Source organism: Streptacidiphilus sp. EB103A (assembly GCF_041261405.1).
Classification (GTDB): domain Bacteria; phylum Actinomycetota; class Actinomycetes; order Streptomycetales; family Streptomycetaceae; genus Streptacidiphilus.
Genome location: NZ_JBGCAQ010000016.1, coordinates 171,334 through 187,674 on the forward strand (window position 1 = coordinate 171,334; position 16,341 = coordinate 187,674).

Genomic DNA, 16,341 nt, shown 5'->3' on the forward strand with positions numbered 1-16,341 from the left:
GCCGGCGCGGCATCCCTTCTGCCGCAGCGGAGAGCGGTGGGCCGCTCCTTCTCGCTCAGCCGCGGAGGAGGCAGAAAGGGTGGCCGGCCGGGTCTGCGAAGATCCTCCAACCGCGGGTGTCGGCGTGGAGCAGGGTGGCGCCGAGGGCGAGGACCTGGTGTTGGGCCTGGTCGAGGTCGGGGACGTCGAGGTCCAGATGGAACTGCTGCGGGAAGGCGGCGTCCGGCCATTGCGGCGGCTGGTAGTCCTTCACGCGCTGGAACGCGAGAACGAGGCCGGAGCCCGTGTGCAGGGTTGAGAAGTCGTCGCTGGTGGCCCACCTGGCATCGGGCTGGTCGACCACGCCGCCGAGGAGCGATCGGTAGAACCGGGCGAGCCCGAGGACGTCCGGACAGTCCAGAACCACGCACTGCAGCTTGCCGATCATGGATGTTCCTCCCCGTTCCTACGAGCCGGCCCTTCGCTCGTAGACCCTAGCCGCAGCGGGCGAGCGTGCCGGCGCACGGGTTTGCCGAGCGCTGTGGCGTGCTGGGTCGTAGCCTCGGACGAGAGCACAGCGGCTGCGGCGAGTGGATGGTGTCGCGGCAGCACCGATCGGGAGGAGAGGAGCTGTCGTGGGGATCGTCTCGCCCGGGTTCCGGGGCAGGCCGCGCAGTGAGGGGGTCGAGTTGCCGCCGGGGCAGTATCTGGTGGAGGACTTTCCGGTGCTGTCTGCGGGGCCGACGCCGCGGGTGCCGTTGGACCGGTGGGAGTTCAGTGTCACCACCGAGATTGGGGAGACGTACCGCTGGTCCTGGGCGGAGCTGCTGGCGCTGCCCAGTGAGCGGATGACCGTGGACCTGCACTGTGTGACGCGCTGGTCCAAACTCCGCACGCCGTGGCAGGGGGTGTCCCTGGACACCCTGCTCGCCGGGGTCGAGACCGCCGCGGACTTCGCCATGGCCGACTCCTACGGCGGGTACACCACCAATCTGCCGTTGCAGGACCTGAGGAACGGCCAGGCGTGGGTCGCCTACCGCTACGACGGCAAGGACCTGTCCGCCGAGCACGGCGGGCCGGCCCGGCTGCTGGTGCCGCATCTGTACCTGTGGAAGTCGGCGAAGTGGGTCAGGGGCCTGCGGCTGCTGACCCAGGACGAGCCCGGATTCTGGGAGAGCGCCGGATACCACGACTACGGCGACCCGTGGCGCGAGCAGCGCTACCAGGGGGACTGAGCGTGGCCGCGGGATGGCGCGTCGCGCGGCTGGCGGGGGTGCACGACGAGACGGCGACGGCCCGGACCCTGGTGCTTGACGTCCCCGGCTGGCCGGGCCACCTGGGCGGGCAGCACGTCGACCTGCAGCTGACCGCCGAGGACGGCTACCAGGCCCAGCGCAGCTACTCACTGGCCGCCCCGGCGAAGGGCGACCGGATCGAGCTGACCGTGCAGCGGGTCCCCGACGGGGAGGTCTCCCCGTACCTCACCGAGGTGCTCACCATCGGGGACCCGATCGAGGTCCGCGGCCCGGTGGGCGGGTGGTTCGTGTGGCGGCCCGCCGATCCGGCACCCGTGCTGCTGATCGCCGGGGGCGCCGGCATCGTCCCGCTGATGGCCATGGTGCGGGCGCGCCGGGCCGAGGCGAGCCGCACGCCGTTCCGGCTGATCTACTCGCTGCGGACACCTGACGACCTCTACTACGGCGAGGAGTTGCGCCGCCCGGGTCCCGGTGACGCCGGGGCGGACACCACTCTGCTGTACACCCGGACCGCACCGCCGGGCTCGCCGCGGCCACCCGCGCGGCTGAGCACCGAGGACGTCGAACGGCACGGCTGGCCGCCGGACTCCGAGCCCACCTGCTATGTGTGCGGGCCGACCGGCTTCGTCGAGGCGGCCGCTGACATGCTGACCAAGCTCGGCCACGACCCGCGCCGGGTCAGGACCGAGCGCTTCGGCCCCAGTGGAGGCTGAGATGGACGACCGTGATCAGGACCGCCATCAGGACCGCCATCAGGACGGCAACGCGCTGGCCGGGCCGCTGGCGGAGATCTTCAGCGTGGACGTCACCGCCGCGCTCGGCCGCTGCGCGGCCTGCGGTCTGACCGGCCCGCTCGCGTCGCTGCGCGTCTACGGGCAGGCCCCGGGGCCCCTGGTGGCCCGCTGCCCCGGGTGCGAGGCGGTGGTGCTGCGGCTGGTGCGCGGCCCCGAGGACGCCTGGCTGGACCTGAGCGGGACCCGCTGCCTGCGCGTGCCGCTGGGGGGCTGAACCGCTGGTCAGGGGAGGGCGCGGGAGGGCCCCGGTGCCGGGGCCGGTGGTGACGGGCTAGATTCGGGGACGGACACCCCAGGCCGAGCTGACCACCGCGACACGACCGTTTCCGAGGAGTTCCGTGGACCTGCCCTACTACGAGGACCCGGGCCCGGGCCTCGGCTTCGAGCCCGCCCGGACCGTCACCCGTTCGAACGCGCCCGCGCTGAGCCTCAACGGCACCTGGCGCTTCCGGCCGCGTCCGACGGCGGCGGAGCCCGCCCCCGGATATCACGCCGACCGGGACGAGAGCGCCGACTGGGACGAGAACTGGGACGAGATCCCGGTGCCCGGGCACTGGCAGATGCACGGCCACGGCTCGCCCGCCTACACCAATGTGCGCTACCCCTTCCCGCTCGACCCCCCGCACGTCCCCGACGAGAACCCGACCGGGGACTACCGCCGTGCCTTCGACCTCCCGGACGACTGGCCGGGCGCCGACCAGGGGGCACGGACGCTGCTCCGCTTCGACGGCGTGGACTCCTGCTTCCGGGTCTGGCTGAACGGCGAACTCCTCGGCCACGCCACCGGCAGCCGCCTCGCCCACGAGTTCGAGGTGGGCCGACTGCTGCGCCCCGGCCGCAACACCCTCGCGGTGCGGGTGCACCAGTGGTCCGCCGGGAGCTACCTGGAGGACCAGGACATGTGGTGGCTCTCCGGGATCTTCCGGGACGTCACCCTGCTGGCCCGGCCCGAGGCGGCCCTGGGCGACCACTTCGTCCACGCCGGCTACGAGCACGCCACCGGCACCGGCGTGCTCTCCGTGGAGACCTCCGCGCCGGCCACCCTGAGCATCCCCGAACTCGGCCTGGACCAGGTCGATCCGGCCGGCCCGCACCGGATCCCCGGCGTCGAGCCCTGGTCCGCCGAGCAGCCCCGCCTCTACGACGCGGTGCTCAACACCCCGCAGGAGACCGTCAGTCTGCGCATCGGCTTCCGCAGCATCGCCATTGAGGACGGCGTGCTGCGGGTGAACGGGCGGCGGATCCTGTTCCGCGGCGTCAACCGCCATGAGTGGCACCCCGAGCAGGGTCGCGCCCTGGACCGGGCCACCATGCTGCAGGACGTGCTGCTGATGAAGCGTCACAACATCAACGCCGTACGGACCAGCCACTATCCGCCGCACCCCGACTTCCTGGACCTGTGCGACGAGTACGGGCTGTGGGTGATCGACGAGTGCGACCTGGAGACCCACGGTTTCACCGAGGTGGGCTGGCGCCGCAACCCCACCGACGACCCGATGTGGCGCGCGGCCTGCCTGGACCGGATCGAGCGCACCGTCGAGCGCGACAAGAACCACCCCGCGATCCTGCTCTGGTCCCTCGGCAACGAGGCCGGACACGGCGAGAACCTGGAGACCATGGCCGCCTGGTGCCACGCCCGCGACCCGGAGCGGCCGGTGCACTACGAGGGCGACTGGGACAGCCCCTACGTCGACGTCTACTCCCGGATGTACGCCTCGCACGAGGAGGTGCTGGCCATTGGACGACGCGAGGAGGCGCCCGCCTCGACCCCCGAGCGCGACGCCCACCGACGCACGCTGCCCTTCATCCAGTGCGAGTATGCCCACGCCATGGGCAACGGCCCCGGCGGGCTGACGGAATACCAGGAGCTGTTCGAGCAGTACGAACGGCTGCAGGGCGGCTTCGTCTGGGAGTGGATCGACCACGGCATCCCGCAGCGCACCCCGGACGGGACCCTGTACTACGCCTACGGCGGCGACTTCGGCGAACCGCTGCACGACGGCAACTTCATCGCCGACGGCCTGCTGTTCCCGGACCGCACGCCCTCGCCGGGACTGGTCGAGTTCATGAAGGTCGTGGCGCCGGTGCGGATCACCGGCGCGGCGGACGAAGGTGGGAGGCTGCGCATCGACAACCTGTACGACTTCCGCTCGCTGGCGCACCTCGCCTTCAGTTGGACCGTGGAGGAGGAGGGCGTCCCGGTCGCCCGGGGCACCCTTGCCGTGCCGGAGGTTCCGGCGGGATCCGGGGTCGATCTGCCGCTGCCCAAGGTTCCGGCCGCCGCAGGGGAGTCCTGGCTGACGGTGCGGGCCACCCTCGCCGAGGACCAGCCCTGGGCTCCGGCCGGGCACGAGGTGGCCTGGGGACAGCTCCGACTCGCGGAGCGGCCGCAGCGCACCCCGATGCCGGCGGCGGGCATGGAAAAGGCCGACGCGGACGGCGTGGCGCTCGGGTCGGCGCGCTTCGACCCCGCGTCCGGGGTACTCGTCCGGCTCGGCGGCCTACCGGTGAGCGGCCCTCGGCTGGATGTCTGGCGGGCGCCGACCGACAACGACCTCGGCGGCGGGGTGCGCTCGCTCGCCCACGCCTGGCGCCGGGCCGGGCTGGACCGGATGCGGCACCGCACGGTGTCGACGGGCCTGGAGGACGGCGCGTTCGTGGTCCGCAGCCGGGTCGCGCCCGCGGCGACCGACCTGGGTCTGCTGACCGAGTACCGCTGGAGCCAGCAGGACGGCCGGCTGCGGCTGGACGTCTCGGTCGTACCCGAAGGCGACTGGGACGGGCTGACCCTGCCCCGGCTGGGGCTGCGGATGGCGCTGCCCGCGGCGTTCGACCAGGTCGACTGGTTCGGTCTGGGCCCGGGGGAGTCCTACCGGGACACCAGGCAGGCCGTTCATGTCGGCCGGTTCGCCGCGCCGGTGGCGCAGCTGCAGACGCCGTATGTGATGCCGCAGGAGAACGGCAACCGGTCGGACGTGCGCTGGGCGACCTTCCTGGACGCCTCGGGGGCGGGGCTGCGGGTCGAGGGGGAGCCGTTCTTCGACTTCACCGCCCGGCCGTGGACCCCCGAGGACCTCGACGCCGCCCGGCACACCGCTGATCTGCGGCCGCGCGACCAGGTCTTCCTCACCCTGGACCAGACGCACCAGGGCATCGGCAGCGCTTCCTGCGGCCCGGGCGCGCTTCCGCAGCACCGGCTCACCGCCGGGGTCACCGCGTTCTCCCTGCTCTTCTCGGAGGTTCGGAGCTAAGGCCGTCCTGACGCCACGTCGGCGAACGGGGCGCCCCCGTCGCCGACCGCCACCTCAGTCCACAACCCCCAAGGGACCGAACCCACACCACCCGCGCAAGCGCCGCGAATAGCCTCGAAACCGGAAGCCAGAACGCATCAGCTGACGGGAGCCCCACCATGATCCTCATCAACGCAGCGTCGAAGCGCCCCGGCGAGGCCCCGCTCCGCCGCCTCACTCCGGGCAGCGGCACCATCGTCGTCCCGCGCGCCGCGGGCACCCGAATCACGGGCAAGCAGAGCGGGTGACCCCGCGCTGCGGGTATGCGGAGCGCCGTCGCCCGCGCCGCCCCGCTCACTGCTCGCCGAGCGCCATCCACTTCTCCGGCGCGGCCAGCGGGGCGAAGCCGACCTTGGCGTACACGGCGTGCGCGTCCGCGGTGGCCAGCATGATCCGGCGCAGGCCGTAGGCGGCCAGCTCGTCGCGGACGGCGCCGACCAGTGCGGTGCCCAGGCCCTTGCCACGGACCTCGCGGGCCATGTAGACGTCGCAGAGCCAGGCGAAGGTGGAGCGGTCGGTGACGATGCGGGCGTAGCCGACCTGGGCGTCCGAGGCGAGGTCGTAGACGCCGAAGTTGAGCGAGTTCGCGATGGCGGTGTCCTGCTTCTCGCGGGCGCGGCCGAGAGCCCAGTAGGCGTCCTGCGACAGCCAGCGATGGATCAGGCCGGGGTCCAGCCTTTCGGGGTCGGTGGAGATCTCGTAGCCGTCGGGCAGGTCGTTGGTCATGCCGGCAATCCAAGCAAAGGGGCTGGTGGCGGAGCCAGTGGTTTTGGACGGGACGCCCTGCGGTTCGGCCGCGTCCGCTGCTTTGTATGCTCGGCAGGTGTCACCCGCGCGCGTGCGGGCCCTGCGAGAGGAAAACGATGACCACCGAGTTGAGCTCCACCACCCTGGATGATCTCCTCGACCGTGCTCGCAAGGACTACGAGGCGCTGGCGGGCCGTGGGCTGTCGCTGGACCTCACCCGGGGCAAGCCGGCGCCGGCGCAGCTCGACCTCTCCGACGACCTGCTGAGTCTGCCCGGCGGCCGGCACACCTCCGCCGACGGCACCGATGTGCGCAACTACGGCGGGCTGCAGGGGCTGGCCGAGCTCCGGGAGATCTTCGCCGAGGTGCTGCAGGTGCCGGTGGCGCAGCTGCTCGCGGCGGGGAACTCCAGCCTTGAGCTGATGCACGACTGCCTGGTGCACGCGCTGCTCAGCAAGGTGCCCGGGGCCGAGTCGCGCTGGGTGGACCAGGAGCCGATCACCTTCCTCTGCCCGGTCCCCGGCTACGACCGGCACTTCGCGCTCTGCGAGCGCTTCGGCATCGACATGGTCCCGGTGCCGATGACGGAGTCCGGGCCGGACATGGACGTGGTGGAGGCGCTGGTCGCCGGGAACGCGTCGGTCAAGGGCATCTGGTGCGTCCCGAAGTACAGCAACCCGGACGGGACCTGCTACAGCGACGAGACCGTGGCCCGGCTGGCCGCGATGGAGACCGCCGCCCCCGACTTCCGGGTCTTCTGGGACAACGCCTACGCCGCCCACCACCTCACCGACGAGCTGGTGGAGATCGCCGACCTGCTCGCGGCCTGCGAGGCCGCGGGCAACCCGGACCGGGTGTTCGTGTTCGGCTCGACCTCCAAGATCACGGTGGCCGGCGCGGGCGTGGCCTTCTTCGGCTCCTCGGCCGCCAATGTGCAGTGGCTGCTGGGCAACAACGCCAAGCGGTCCATCGGGCCCGACAAGGTCAACCAGCTGCGGCATGTGATGTTCCTGCGCGACGCGGACGGTGTGCGGGCCCACATGGAGCGTCAGCGGGCCCTGCTGCAGCCGAAGTTCGAGGCGGTGCAGCGCATCCTGGAGGCCGAGCTGGGCAGCACCGGCCTGGCTGCGTGGACGACCCCCAAGGGCGGTTACTTCGTCAGTCTTGAGGTCGCCGAGGGGTGCGCGAAGGAGGTCGTCCGCCGCGCCGCCGGAGCCGGAATCGTGCTCACCCCGGCCGGCGCCACCCACCCGTACGGCGACGACCCGCGCGACGCGGTGATCCGGATCGCGCCCAGCTACCCGACCCTGGAGGAGCTGGAGCAGGCGATCCTCGGCCTGACCGCCTGCGTGCGGGTGGTCGGGTACGAGCAGCAGTTGGCGGTGTAGCGGGCCCCGGACCCGGGGCGGCCTCAGCGCGGGGCCCCGCGCTGCCGCGGATGGGCCCGGGGCAGCGCCAGCGCGGAGAGCGCCGCGGCGACCGTGCCGGCGGCGGCCGGGCAGCACCAGTCGACCAGCGAGGTGGCGGCGGCGCCGACGACCACCGCCGCCAGGCGGACGGCCGGCCAGCGGTCCTGGCGGAGCAACTCGCGCCGCCCGGCCCGGCCCAGCAGGCCGGTGTAGGTGCCGGTGAAGTAGGTCGTGGGCACCTCCCAGGTCTGCGCCTGCAGGCCCATGGCCAGGGCCACCGCGACGATCAGCACCAGCTGGGCCGGCAGTGACCGGCCGGACCCCAGCGCCCAGGCCGCCGCGGTGGCAGCGAGCAGCCCGGTCCCGACCGCCAGCAGGGCGCGCACCGGCACCCGGGGCCGGGCCCGGCCCGCCGCCGCGGCGCCGAACCCGTACCCGGCCAGCGACGCCAGGGCTCTGGGCACGACCCGGTGGTCACCGGACCCGACCGAGGCTCCGACCAGGACCAGGTTCCCGGTCATCACCCCGGCGAAGATCTTGCCCAGGCAGAGGAACGCGAAGGCGTCGGCGGCCCCGGAGGCGGCGGAGAGCACCAGGTGCACCGGCTCGTCCTGGGTGGTGGGCTGGGCGGGCTGGGCAGAAGGCATGGCGGCGGTGGAACTCATGGGGCCATTGTTTCCCGAGGGGCCGTCCGGTGGTGGCCGCCGGGCCGGGGCGGCCTGTCGCACCGGCTCAGAGGCGCCCGTACCAGACGGCGTCGGTCCAGATGTGTTCCAGCCGGACGTCGGCACCGGGGTGGGGCGCGTGCCAGACCTGGTTGTTCCCGGCGTAGATCGCCACGTGGTAGACGCGCCGGCCGTCGTGGAAGAAGACCAGGTCGCCGGGGAGCCGGTCGCTGCTCGGGATGTGGGTGGTGTTGTCGTACTGGGCCTGGGCGGTGCGCGGCAGTTGGGCGCCGGCCTGGTGGTAGGCGAAGAGGGTCAGGCCCGAGCAGTCGAAGCTGTCGGGGCCGGCCGCCCCGTAGCGGTAGGGGGCGCCCTGTTTGGAGGCGGCCACGGTCAGGGCCTTGGCCTGCAGTGTGGTTGCTTCTGCGGTCGGCGGTGCCAGGCCGGCGGTGGCGAGCACCGACAGGGTCACGACGGTGACGACGCCGGCTCGGATGCGCCCTGGATGAGGGCGCGCTGCGGTTTTCGAGGTTGTCGAGGACTTCGAGGACTCGGTCACGCGGGTTCCTCCGGAACCGCCTACGGAAGGTGTCCTGTCGGGTTCGGGCTCCGAAAGCTGCCCGGCCACCGCAGTGGCTGCACCCCAAGGGACGGTCCTGTTCAGGCCGTCCCGCCGTACTCGGGTCTCCCGCTCTCGCCGATGGGTGGGTGCGGAACTGACGTCCGACCGGCGGCGAGACTGAGCGTCCGGGCGGACCGCCCCGCCACGGCGGCGGGGACTTGTTCGGTCAGCCGTCAGTATTGCGACGTTGGGATCCGGTCTTCTCGGTGGACGGACGGGCCGGCGCGAGCGGCGGTGCGAAGTAGCACGGCTGGCGGTGACTCTGGGTGATCGTGATGGCGGTGCTGCGGACTTCATGCAGCCCGGCAGGAAAAATATTCTTTGCCCATTTCGGTATCAGGCTGTGAGCAGCCAGAACGCGGACGGTTCGGGTCGCGGTGCCACTCGATTGCCGGATGTCCCGGCCACACCTGTTCGAGTGAAGTCGAGTTCCGGGGGCGGGCGTTCGGCGATGGGGGCCTGGGCGAGGGTTGCGCCGTCCGCGCGGCCCGGGTCGTCGGCCCGAAAGAGTGCGACTGGCCCGGCGTGTCGCGACGTGAACAGGACGATTCTGTGACCGTTTCATGATGTTACGTCAGTGAATCAGGGGGAATCAGCGGCCCATGACAATGAGTGACCAAGAAGCTGAACTGGCGCTCCAGCGCCTCGTCGCACAGGCGGGCTTCTGGTCGGCCGCCGAGCCCGGCGTGGAGCCGGCCATGGACGACGAGCAGCCTCTGGAGACGCTGCTGCGATGGTGGGGCCGGCTGCGCTTCCCCGATCCGGAGTTCCCCGAGATTCCGCCGCAGGGCCGGTCCGAGCGGGGCGGGGTCTGGCCGCGCGGGTAGGTCGGGGGTGGGTCGGGGCAACGGATCGGCGCTGGATGCCTTGTGGCTGATGGCCGGGGTGTGATAGCTATGCCAGAAGGAAACTGACGGACCGTCAGATGGAGTTGCCGGCCCGGACCGTCCGACGCCTTTCCCGCCGCAGGATCTGACCGCCCAGGAGGCCCCTGATGGAGTTCGGCATCTTCCTGAATGGATTCGTGCCCGGCCCGGCCGCGCACGACCGCCCTTCCGAGCACCTCGCTCTCAAGCGGGAGTTGGACCTGGCCGTCAAGGCGGACAAGCACAACTGGAAGTACGTCTGGTTCGGCGAGCACCACACCCTCACCGAGTACAGCCACATGTCGGCCCCCGAGGTGGCGATGGGCTACGTCGCCGCGAAGACCGAGCAGATCCACCTGGGCACCGGCATCAACAGCCTCTCGCCGCGCAAGGAGCATCCCGTCCGCTACGCCGAGCGCGCGGCGATGCTGGACCACATCACCGAGGGCCGCTTCGAGTGGGGCACCGGACGCGGCGCGGGCAGCCATGAGGTGGCCACCTTCGGGATCATGGACACCGAGTCGACCCGGGCCGAGTGGGACGAGGTCTCCCGCGAGGTCGTCAGGATGTGGGAGCAGTACGACTACTCCTTCCAGGGCGAGCACTTCACCGTGCCCACCCCGCACAACATCCTGCCCAAGCCCTACGGCCACTCGCACCCGCCGATCTGGATGGCCTGCGGGAACCCCGGCTCCTTCGCCAAGGCCGGATCGCTGGGCATCGGCGGCATCGCCTTCAACTTCGAGCCGATCTACAACCTCAAGGGCCGGATCGAGGCCTACAAGGAGGCCGCGGAGAACCCGGTCGAGATCCTCGGCGACTACCAGAACAACAACGTGATGATGACCAACGGCGTGATCTGCCTGAGCGACCGCCGACGGGCCCGGGAGATAGCCCTGTCGGCGGGCCTGGGCTACCTGGTGACACTGGTCAACCTGTACCACGACACCATGCCCAAGTCGCTGGACGGCATCACCTGGCCGGACGCGCCGATCCACCTCGGCGCGCTGGGCGGTGAGGAGTTCCTGGACGAGCTGATCGCGGGCGGCTACCTGCTCTGCGGGACCCCCGACGAGGTGTGCGAGCAGGTGGCCGCGTACCAGCAGGTCGGCTGCGACCAGCTGGTGTTCGGCGTCACGGGTGGGCTGTCGCACGAGGAGAGCCTGGAGATGATCGAGCTCTTCGGCGAGCAGGTCATCCCGAACTTCGACAGCGCCCCGGAACACTCCACCGCGGTCTACCGCCGCGGCGCCGCCGGCCCCAAATACCCGCCCTACAACAACCCGGTCGACCCGTCCCTGCGGCACACCGTGCTTCCTCCGGCGGCGATCATCCAGCTGCCTGAGTGAGCGAGCGGGTGAGCTGCTGACAGCTGCGGCTCGGCCCTGGCGGGGTGGGGGAGGCGGGGCGTTTCCGCTGGTCGGCGGCAGCTGTAGGTGGCTTACATGGCGCCACCGTTGCCGCCCGCCCCCGCCCGTGGCTTGTTGCTGTTGCTCGCTCCGCTCGCGGGCCAACAGCAGCGGGGGAGCCGGGTCGGGGCCGGGCGCCGTTGCCGGGCTGGGGTCGTGGGTGGGGTGTGCAGAAACGGTTCTGTGGCAGGGCTTCGGGCGAACCGGGGTCACTTTTGGGACACCGGGGCACTTTTGGTACGCCTAGACCGGGGCAAATGGGGCATTGCTGCATGATCAAGTGACACCTTGTCCCGAAAGTGACCCCGGTTCCCCTTTGGGTCGGGCTTTTCGGGTCACTGGCCATGCTTTTGGGTCACTCCCCCGACGCCCAATCCGGACATTGCGGGCAGAAGGCGTCGGATGAGTGACCCGAATGTATAGGGAGTGACCCCAAACCAGCCAACCCCACGGAAGGAACGTTTCTGCACGCCCCACCTCCAACCGGCCCGCCGCCCGGCAACGGCGGGCCGCCCGAACCCTCCCGCTCCTGTCGCCGCGAGCGAAGCGAGCAACAGCAACAAGCCACGGACGTGCCACTCGGCAATGATGGCGCCATGTAAGCCACCTACCGTTTCCGCCGCCCGGCAACGGCGAGAACCCGCACCCCCCTCCTCGCCCTTGGCGCCGCGAGGCGGAGCCGAGCAACAGCAACAAGCCACGGACGGCGGAGGGCGGCAACGAACCCGCCATGTAAGCCACCCACAGCTGCCGCCCCCGGCACGGCACCGCCCGCGCCGGTTCCGCCGCCCGCCCATCGGCCGGTCGGTGACCGTATCGTCGGGCCAGTGGGCCGGGCCTTCCGGTGGAAACGATCTCCTTGCGGTTAGGGTGCTGTGCATGCGCATGTGGATCGTGGACGCGTTCAGTGATCGTCCGTTCGCCGGCAATCCCGCAGGGGTCGTGCTGCTGCGGGACTTCGCTGAGGACGGTTGGATGCAGCTGGTGGCCCGGGAGATCAACCATGCGGAGACCGCGTTCGCGCATCCGCTGCCGCCGGGGCGCGAGGCCGACTGGGCGTTGCGCTGGTTCACTCCCACCACGGAGGTGGACATGTGCGGCCATGCCACCCTCGCTACGGCCCACGTCCTGCACGAGACGGGCAGCGCGACCGGAACCGTACGGTTCGCGGCGCGCTGCGGCGTGCTCACGGCGACGGCGAACGCTGACGGCAGCATCACGCTGGACTTCCCGACCTCGACACTGACCCCGCAGGAGACGCCCGAGGAACTCCCGCGGGCGCTCGGGGCCCGGGTGCTCTCCGTCCACGGCACTGCGGCCCACGTCGGCGACCTGCTGGTGGAGCTGGAGGACGAGAAGGCGGTACGAGCCCTGACCCCGGACCTCCGCGCATTGGGCAAGGCGTCCAGGCGGGGAGTCATCGCCACCGCTGTGGCCGAGAACCCGGGGCGCGGGTACGACTTCGTCTCGCGCTGCTTCTTCCCGAACGTCGGCATCGACGAGGACCCGGTCACCGGCAGTGCGCACACGGCACTGGCCCCGTTCTGGTCGGCCCGTCTGGGGCGCCCCGACCTGACCGGACTGCAGGCGTCGGCCCGCTCGGGCCTGGTCCGCACGGCGCTACGCGGCGAGCGCACCCTGCTCACCGGGGACGCGGTGACGGTCATCGAGGGCGAACTGTTCTCCGCGCCCTGACCTGGCTCCTACTTCGTGATCAAGGGCGAATACTGAGTTCCCCGGCACCCCGGGCCCACCTCACACCACCGTCCTGGGGTGCAGCCGCAGCCCCTCGGTGTGTTCGGTCATCACGGCGTAGGTGCTGCCCGGCTGGCCGGCGGCGGCGCCGTGGCGGCCGTCGGGGGTGAGGGCCAGGGCGCGGAGTTCGGCGCGGAAGTCGTCGGGGAGGGTGGCGGCCTCGGCGAGGGCCGTGCGGCAGGCCTCGGACGGGTCGGCGCCGGTGGCGAGGAGGTCGACGACGGTGCGGGCGGTGCCGCCGCGCATGCTCAGCTCGCCGCGGCCGGTGCAGGCCGCGCCGCCGGCCCGCAGGTCGCACCAGTTGCCCGCGCCGGGGACGGCCGAATCGCCCACCCTGCCTGGGTACTTGAAGGGGTAGCCGGAGGTGGAGACGCCCACGCACAGCTCGCCGGACGCGTCCAGGGCGATGATGTTGACGGTGCCCCAGGGGCCCTCGTGCGGCGCGAGCCGGCGGACCAGGTCCAGCGCCGTGCGCCGGTACAGCTGGTCGCCGTCGAGCGCCGGGGTGTTCTCGCCCTCGACTGACTCGCCGGAGTCCAGCAGCTGCTCCCGCCACATCGCCTTGGACTCGTCGGTGAGCAGCTCGGCCGGGCGGAAGCCGTTCTCCTTGGCGAACAGGGCTGCTCCGGCGCCGACCAGCATGCAGTGCTGCGGCAGCCCCTCCAGCACGGCACGGGCCACCGAGATCGGGTTGGGGTAGCCGCGTAGTGCCCCCACCGCGCCGAACCTGCGGCTGGACCCCAGCATCACCGAGGCGTCGAGTTCGACCTCTCCCTGGGCGTTCGGCAGCCCGCCGGTGCCCACGTAGTGGTCGGCGAGGTTGTCCTCGCAGCAGCGCATCGCGGCCTCGACCGCGTCCAGCGCGGAGCCGCCCCGGGTGAGCACCTCCATGCCGGTCGGCAGGCCGACCTCGCTGCGTTCGCTTCCGATGATGACGGCCTCGGGCACCGCGTTTCGCACAGCGTCTCCAGGTTGATGGCGCGTGGATCGGGATCAACACGGGTACTGTCGCACGCCCCGGTTGCCTGCCCGTTGCCAGCCCGTCAGGCCACCGGGGGAGCCGGGTCCGGAGCCGGTCGCGCTTCGGGGGTGGGGTGGAACGTCTCCTGGAGCCGGTCGCCCTCGATGTCCGGGTCGGGGACGTACTTGGCGAACCACTGCGGGTGGTACCAGAGCTTGGAGCGGATGATCGCCATCACCGCCGGTACCAGAGTGAGCCGGACGACGAAGGCGTCGAGCAGGACGCCTGCGGCGAAGCTGAAGCCGATGGCCTTGATGGTGGGGTCGTTGGTGAACATGAAGGCCACGAAGATGAAGAACATGATCAGCGCGGCGGCGGTCACCACCCGCGCGGCCAGCCCGGTGCCGCTCTCGACGGCGCCGCGGGCGTCCCCGCTCTTGCTGAACTCCTCCTTGATCCGGGAGACCACGAAGACCTCGTAGTCGCTGGAGAGGCCGAAGATGATCGCGAGCATCAGGATCGGCAGGAAGCTGATGGTCTCGCTCGGTGTGATCCCGAAGACGTGGCGGCCCCAGCCCCACTGGAAGATCGCCACCTGGGCCCCGATCGCGGCCAGCACCGAGAGCAGGAAGCCGATGATGGACTTGATCGGGACCAGGATGGTGCGGAACGCGAAGGTCAGCAGGATGAACGCGAGCCCGACCACGACGACCAGGAAGACCGGCAGCGCGCTGTTGAGCTTGCTGGACACGTCGATGTTCGAGGCGGTGGTGCCGCCGACCAGGACGGTCGCGCCGGTGGTGCCCTCGATCGCGGCGCGGTCGTTGCGGATGCCGTGCACCAGGTCGGCGGTGGCGGTGTCGTTGGGGCCGGTCTTCGGGATCAGCCGGAAGACGACGGTCGTCGGGGTCTGCACCGCCACGCTGGTGCTGTTCACGTCGGGGACCTTCGCCAGGTTGCCGAGGATCTGCTGGGCGTCGGCGCTACTGGAGATGGGGTCCGCGACGACCAGCAGCGGGCCGTTGAAGCCGGCTCCGAAGCTGGCCGTGGTCAGGTCGTAGGCTCTGCGCGAGGTGTCCGAGGTGGGCTTGGAGGAACCGCTGGGGAGCCCCAACTGCATGCTCCAGTACGGCACCGCGAGCACGACCAGGAACGCCACCCCGGCGATCAGCATCGGGAACCGGAAGCGCACCACGAAGCGGGCCCAGCGGGCGCCGAAGGTGCGCTGCGGGGCGGTGGCGCCGATGGTGGCGACGCTCTCGTGGTGGCCGCGGCGCAGCGGGGTGCTGATGAACTTGGTGACCTTGTGTCCGGCGAAACCGAGCATGGCGGGCAGCAGGGTGAGCGCGATGAGCATCGCCATGAGCACGGCGGCCGCGGCGCTCAGGCCCATCACGGTGAGGAACGGGATGCCGACCACGGACAGCCCGCACAGGGCGATGATCACGGTGAGGGCGGCGAAGACCACGGAGCTGCCGGCGGTGCCGGCGGCGAGCGCCGCGGAGTCCTCCACGCCGAGGCCGGTGAGCAGGTTGTTGCGGTGCCGGGAGAGGATGAACAGGCCGTAGTCGATGCCGCAGGACAGGCCGAGCATGATGGCGACGGTGGTGGACGCGGAGGCGATATTGACCACCGCGGCGACCGCGGTGACGCCCATCAGGGTGATCACCACGCCGATGACCGCGGTGAGGATCGGCAGCCCGGCGGTGACCAGCGCGCCGAAGGTGATCACCAGGATCACGAAGGCGACGACCAGGCCGATCAGCTCGGGCGCCTCCGAGGGGACGAGCCGCCAGCCGGGGTAGACGCTGCCGGAGTACTCCACCTGGACGCCGGCCTGCTGGGCCGGTTTCACCGCGGTCTTCACGTCGTCCAGGGAGGCGTCCTTCACCTGCGCCGGTGCGACCGAGTACTGCACCTGGCCCAGGGCCACCCGGCCGTCCGGGGAGACCGCGTTCGCCGTGTAGGGGTCGGAGACCGAGACCACCTGCGGGACCTTCTTCAGGTTCGCGAGCGCGGTCTGCACACCGGTCTGGTAGGGCTCGGCGGTGATCTTCGCGCCGGCCGGCACGGCGAAGACGACCTGGGTCTGACCCCCGCTCAGCACCGGCACCTTCTGCTTCAGCAGGTCCGAGACGTGCTGGGACTCGGTGCCGGGGATGGTGAAGTTGTCGTTGGTCTTACCGCCGCTGAGCTGGCCCAGCAGGATCGCGCCGACGGCGGCGAGCAGCCACAGGGCCAGCACCAGTCGGCGGCGCCGGAAGGCGAACCGGGACAGCCGGAACAGGTACGTCGACATCGGTTCCTCCGGTGGTACGGCCGGTCGGCCCGGGCGGCGGGTCGTCAGATCGGAAAGGCCCTGGGCCCATCCTCGGGACAGCAGACCCGGTGGGCACGCCGGGGCGGTCAAACGGGGGTACACGGCTGCGGCGGCCGCCGCGGTGGTCTGCGCCCGATGCGGCGTATACGTACTGAGTGAAGTGTCTACGCCGATATAGACAGTCATGGTCGGCCGAATGGCGTAGCCGGGATCGGTCTCCGGGGCTGTCTTCGCACCTGCCGGGCGGGTCCGCGACGTCTGCCTGTAC

The 16,341-nt window shown here is 71.3% G+C and carries 15 protein-coding genes and 1 riboswitch; of the genes, 9 read left to right on the forward strand and 6 right to left on the reverse strand.

Going from position 1 to position 16,341, the window contains the following annotated elements:
- Positions 1-55: 55 nt before the first annotated feature.
- Entirely contained in the window at positions 56-427 is a 372-nt protein-coding gene (locus ABH941_RS26330) for a VOC family protein (RefSeq protein WP_370131985.1), read from the reverse strand.
- Positions 428-614: 187 nt separating this feature from the next.
- Between ABH941_RS26330 and ABH941_RS26335 the strand changes: the two genes are divergently transcribed.
- The 5 genes from ABH941_RS26335 (at position 615) to ABH941_RS26355 (ending at position 5,567) form a co-directional block, all read left to right on the forward strand.
- On the forward strand, positions 615-1,214 hold the full coding sequence (locus tag ABH941_RS26335; protein ID WP_370131986.1) for a sulfite oxidase-like oxidoreductase: 600 nt from the start codon (positions 615-617) through the stop codon (positions 1,212-1,214).
- Complete coding sequence (locus ABH941_RS26340; protein ID WP_370132065.1) at positions 1,211-1,948, forward strand: ferredoxin reductase; 738 nt, start codon at positions 1,211-1,213, stop codon at positions 1,946-1,948. The genes ABH941_RS26335 and ABH941_RS26340 overlap by 4 nt, the downstream gene beginning before the upstream one ends.
- Position 1,949: 1 nt before the next feature.
- Positions 1,950-2,243 carry a DUF6510 family protein gene (locus tag ABH941_RS26345; RefSeq protein WP_370131987.1) on the forward strand — a complete coding sequence of 98 codons (294 nt, stop codon included), beginning with the start codon at positions 1,950-1,952 and terminating at the stop codon, positions 2,241-2,243.
- Positions 2,244-2,367: 124 nt separating this feature from the next.
- Positions 2,368-5,280 (forward strand): glycoside hydrolase family 2 TIM barrel-domain containing protein, encoded by a 2,913-nt coding sequence (locus ABH941_RS26350; RefSeq protein ID WP_370131988.1) that lies wholly within the window; start codon positions 2,368-2,370, stop codon positions 5,278-5,280.
- A gap of 158 nt (positions 5,281-5,438) precedes the next feature.
- Positions 5,439-5,567, forward strand: a complete 129-nt coding sequence (locus tag ABH941_RS26355) for a hypothetical protein (RefSeq protein WP_370131989.1) — start codon at positions 5,439-5,441, stop codon at positions 5,565-5,567.
- A gap of 46 nt (positions 5,568-5,613) precedes the next feature.
- On the opposite strand, the gene ABH941_RS26360 is transcribed toward ABH941_RS26355, so the two are convergent.
- On the reverse strand, positions 5,614-6,045 hold the full coding sequence (locus ABH941_RS26360; protein WP_370131990.1) for a GNAT family N-acetyltransferase: 432 nt from the start codon (positions 6,043-6,045) through the stop codon (positions 5,614-5,616).
- A 137-nt stretch (positions 6,046-6,182) separates the two neighbouring features.
- Here ABH941_RS26360 and ABH941_RS26365 point away from each other — a divergent pair, with 137 nt between their 5' ends.
- Positions 6,183-7,454, forward strand: a complete 1,272-nt coding sequence (locus tag ABH941_RS26365; protein ID WP_370131991.1) for an aminotransferase class I/II-fold pyridoxal phosphate-dependent enzyme — start codon at positions 6,183-6,185, stop codon at positions 7,452-7,454.
- A 23-nt stretch (positions 7,455-7,477) separates the two neighbouring features.
- On the opposite strand, the gene ABH941_RS26370 is transcribed toward ABH941_RS26365, so the two are convergent.
- On the reverse strand, positions 7,478-8,140 hold the full coding sequence (locus ABH941_RS26370; protein ID WP_370131992.1) for a DUF1275 family protein: 663 nt from the start codon (positions 8,138-8,140) through the stop codon (positions 7,478-7,480).
- A gap of 67 nt (positions 8,141-8,207) precedes the next feature.
- Complete coding sequence (locus tag ABH941_RS26375; protein ID WP_370132066.1) at positions 8,208-8,636, reverse strand: C40 family peptidase; 429 nt, start codon at positions 8,634-8,636, stop codon at positions 8,208-8,210.
- Positions 8,637-8,701: 65 nt separating this feature from the next.
- Positions 8,702-8,861: riboswitch (cyclic di-AMP (ydaO/yuaA leader) on the reverse strand.
- Between the two features lie 503 nt (positions 8,862-9,364).
- Between ABH941_RS26375 and ABH941_RS26380 the strand changes: the two genes are divergently transcribed.
- From ABH941_RS26380 to ABH941_RS26390, 3 genes are all read left to right on the forward strand, one after another.
- The gene (locus ABH941_RS26380; RefSeq protein WP_370131993.1) at positions 9,365-9,589 is read left to right on the forward strand and encodes a hypothetical protein; all 225 of its coding nucleotides are present in this window, start codon (positions 9,365-9,367) and stop codon (positions 9,587-9,589) included.
- Positions 9,590-9,756: 167 nt separating this feature from the next.
- The gene (locus ABH941_RS26385) at positions 9,757-10,977 is read left to right on the forward strand and encodes an LLM class flavin-dependent oxidoreductase (RefSeq protein WP_370131994.1); all 1,221 of its coding nucleotides are present in this window, start codon (positions 9,757-9,759) and stop codon (positions 10,975-10,977) included.
- Positions 10,978-11,916: 939 nt separating this feature from the next.
- A complete protein-coding gene (locus ABH941_RS26390) occupies positions 11,917-12,732 on the forward strand; it encodes a PhzF family phenazine biosynthesis protein (protein ID WP_370131995.1) in 816 nt (271 codons plus the stop codon).
- Positions 12,733-12,792: 60 nt separating this feature from the next.
- On the opposite strand, the gene ABH941_RS26395 is transcribed toward ABH941_RS26390, so the two are convergent.
- Together ABH941_RS26395 and ABH941_RS26400 are read right to left on the reverse strand one after the other, a co-directional pair.
- Positions 12,793-13,752 (reverse strand): N(4)-(beta-N-acetylglucosaminyl)-L-asparaginase, encoded by a 960-nt coding sequence (locus ABH941_RS26395; RefSeq protein WP_370131996.1) that lies wholly within the window; start codon positions 13,750-13,752, stop codon positions 12,793-12,795.
- 83 nt (positions 13,753-13,835) lie between these two features.
- Entirely contained in the window at positions 13,836-16,052 is a 2,217-nt protein-coding gene (locus tag ABH941_RS26400) for an MMPL family transporter (protein ID WP_370131997.1), read from the reverse strand.
- Between the last annotated feature and the right edge of the window lie 289 nt (positions 16,053-16,341).

Bases quoted from the DNA above. Each gene is read 5' to 3' on its own strand.
- ABH941_RS26365 (WP_370131991.1), top strand. From the start codon at position 6,183: ATGACCACCGAGTTGAGCTCCACCACCCTGGATGATCTCCTCGACCGT.
- ABH941_RS26360 (WP_370131990.1), bottom strand. From the start codon at position 6,045: ATGACCAACGACCTGCCCGACGGCTACGAGATCTCCACCGACCCCGAA.
- ABH941_RS26345 (WP_370131987.1), top strand. From the start codon at position 1,950: ATGGACGACCGTGATCAGGACCGCCATCAGGACCGCCATCAGGACGGC.
- ABH941_RS26370 (WP_370131992.1), bottom strand. From the start codon at position 8,140: ATGAGTTCCACCGCCGCCATGCCTTCTGCCCAGCCCGCCCAGCCCACC.
- ABH941_RS26390 (WP_370131995.1), top strand. From the start codon at position 11,917: ATGCGCATGTGGATCGTGGACGCGTTCAGTGATCGTCCGTTCGCCGGC.
- ABH941_RS26380 (WP_370131993.1), top strand. From the start codon at position 9,365: ATGACAATGAGTGACCAAGAAGCTGAACTGGCGCTCCAGCGCCTCGTC.
- ABH941_RS26355 (WP_370131989.1), top strand. From the start codon at position 5,439: ATGATCCTCATCAACGCAGCGTCGAAGCGCCCCGGCGAGGCCCCGCTC.
- ABH941_RS26330 (WP_370131985.1), bottom strand. From the start codon at position 427: ATGATCGGCAAGCTGCAGTGCGTGGTTCTGGACTGTCCGGACGTCCTC.
- ABH941_RS26385 (WP_370131994.1), top strand. From the start codon at position 9,757: ATGGAGTTCGGCATCTTCCTGAATGGATTCGTGCCCGGCCCGGCCGCG.
- ABH941_RS26400 (WP_370131997.1), bottom strand. From the start codon at position 16,052: ATGTCGACGTACCTGTTCCGGCTGTCCCGGTTCGCCTTCCGGCGCCGC.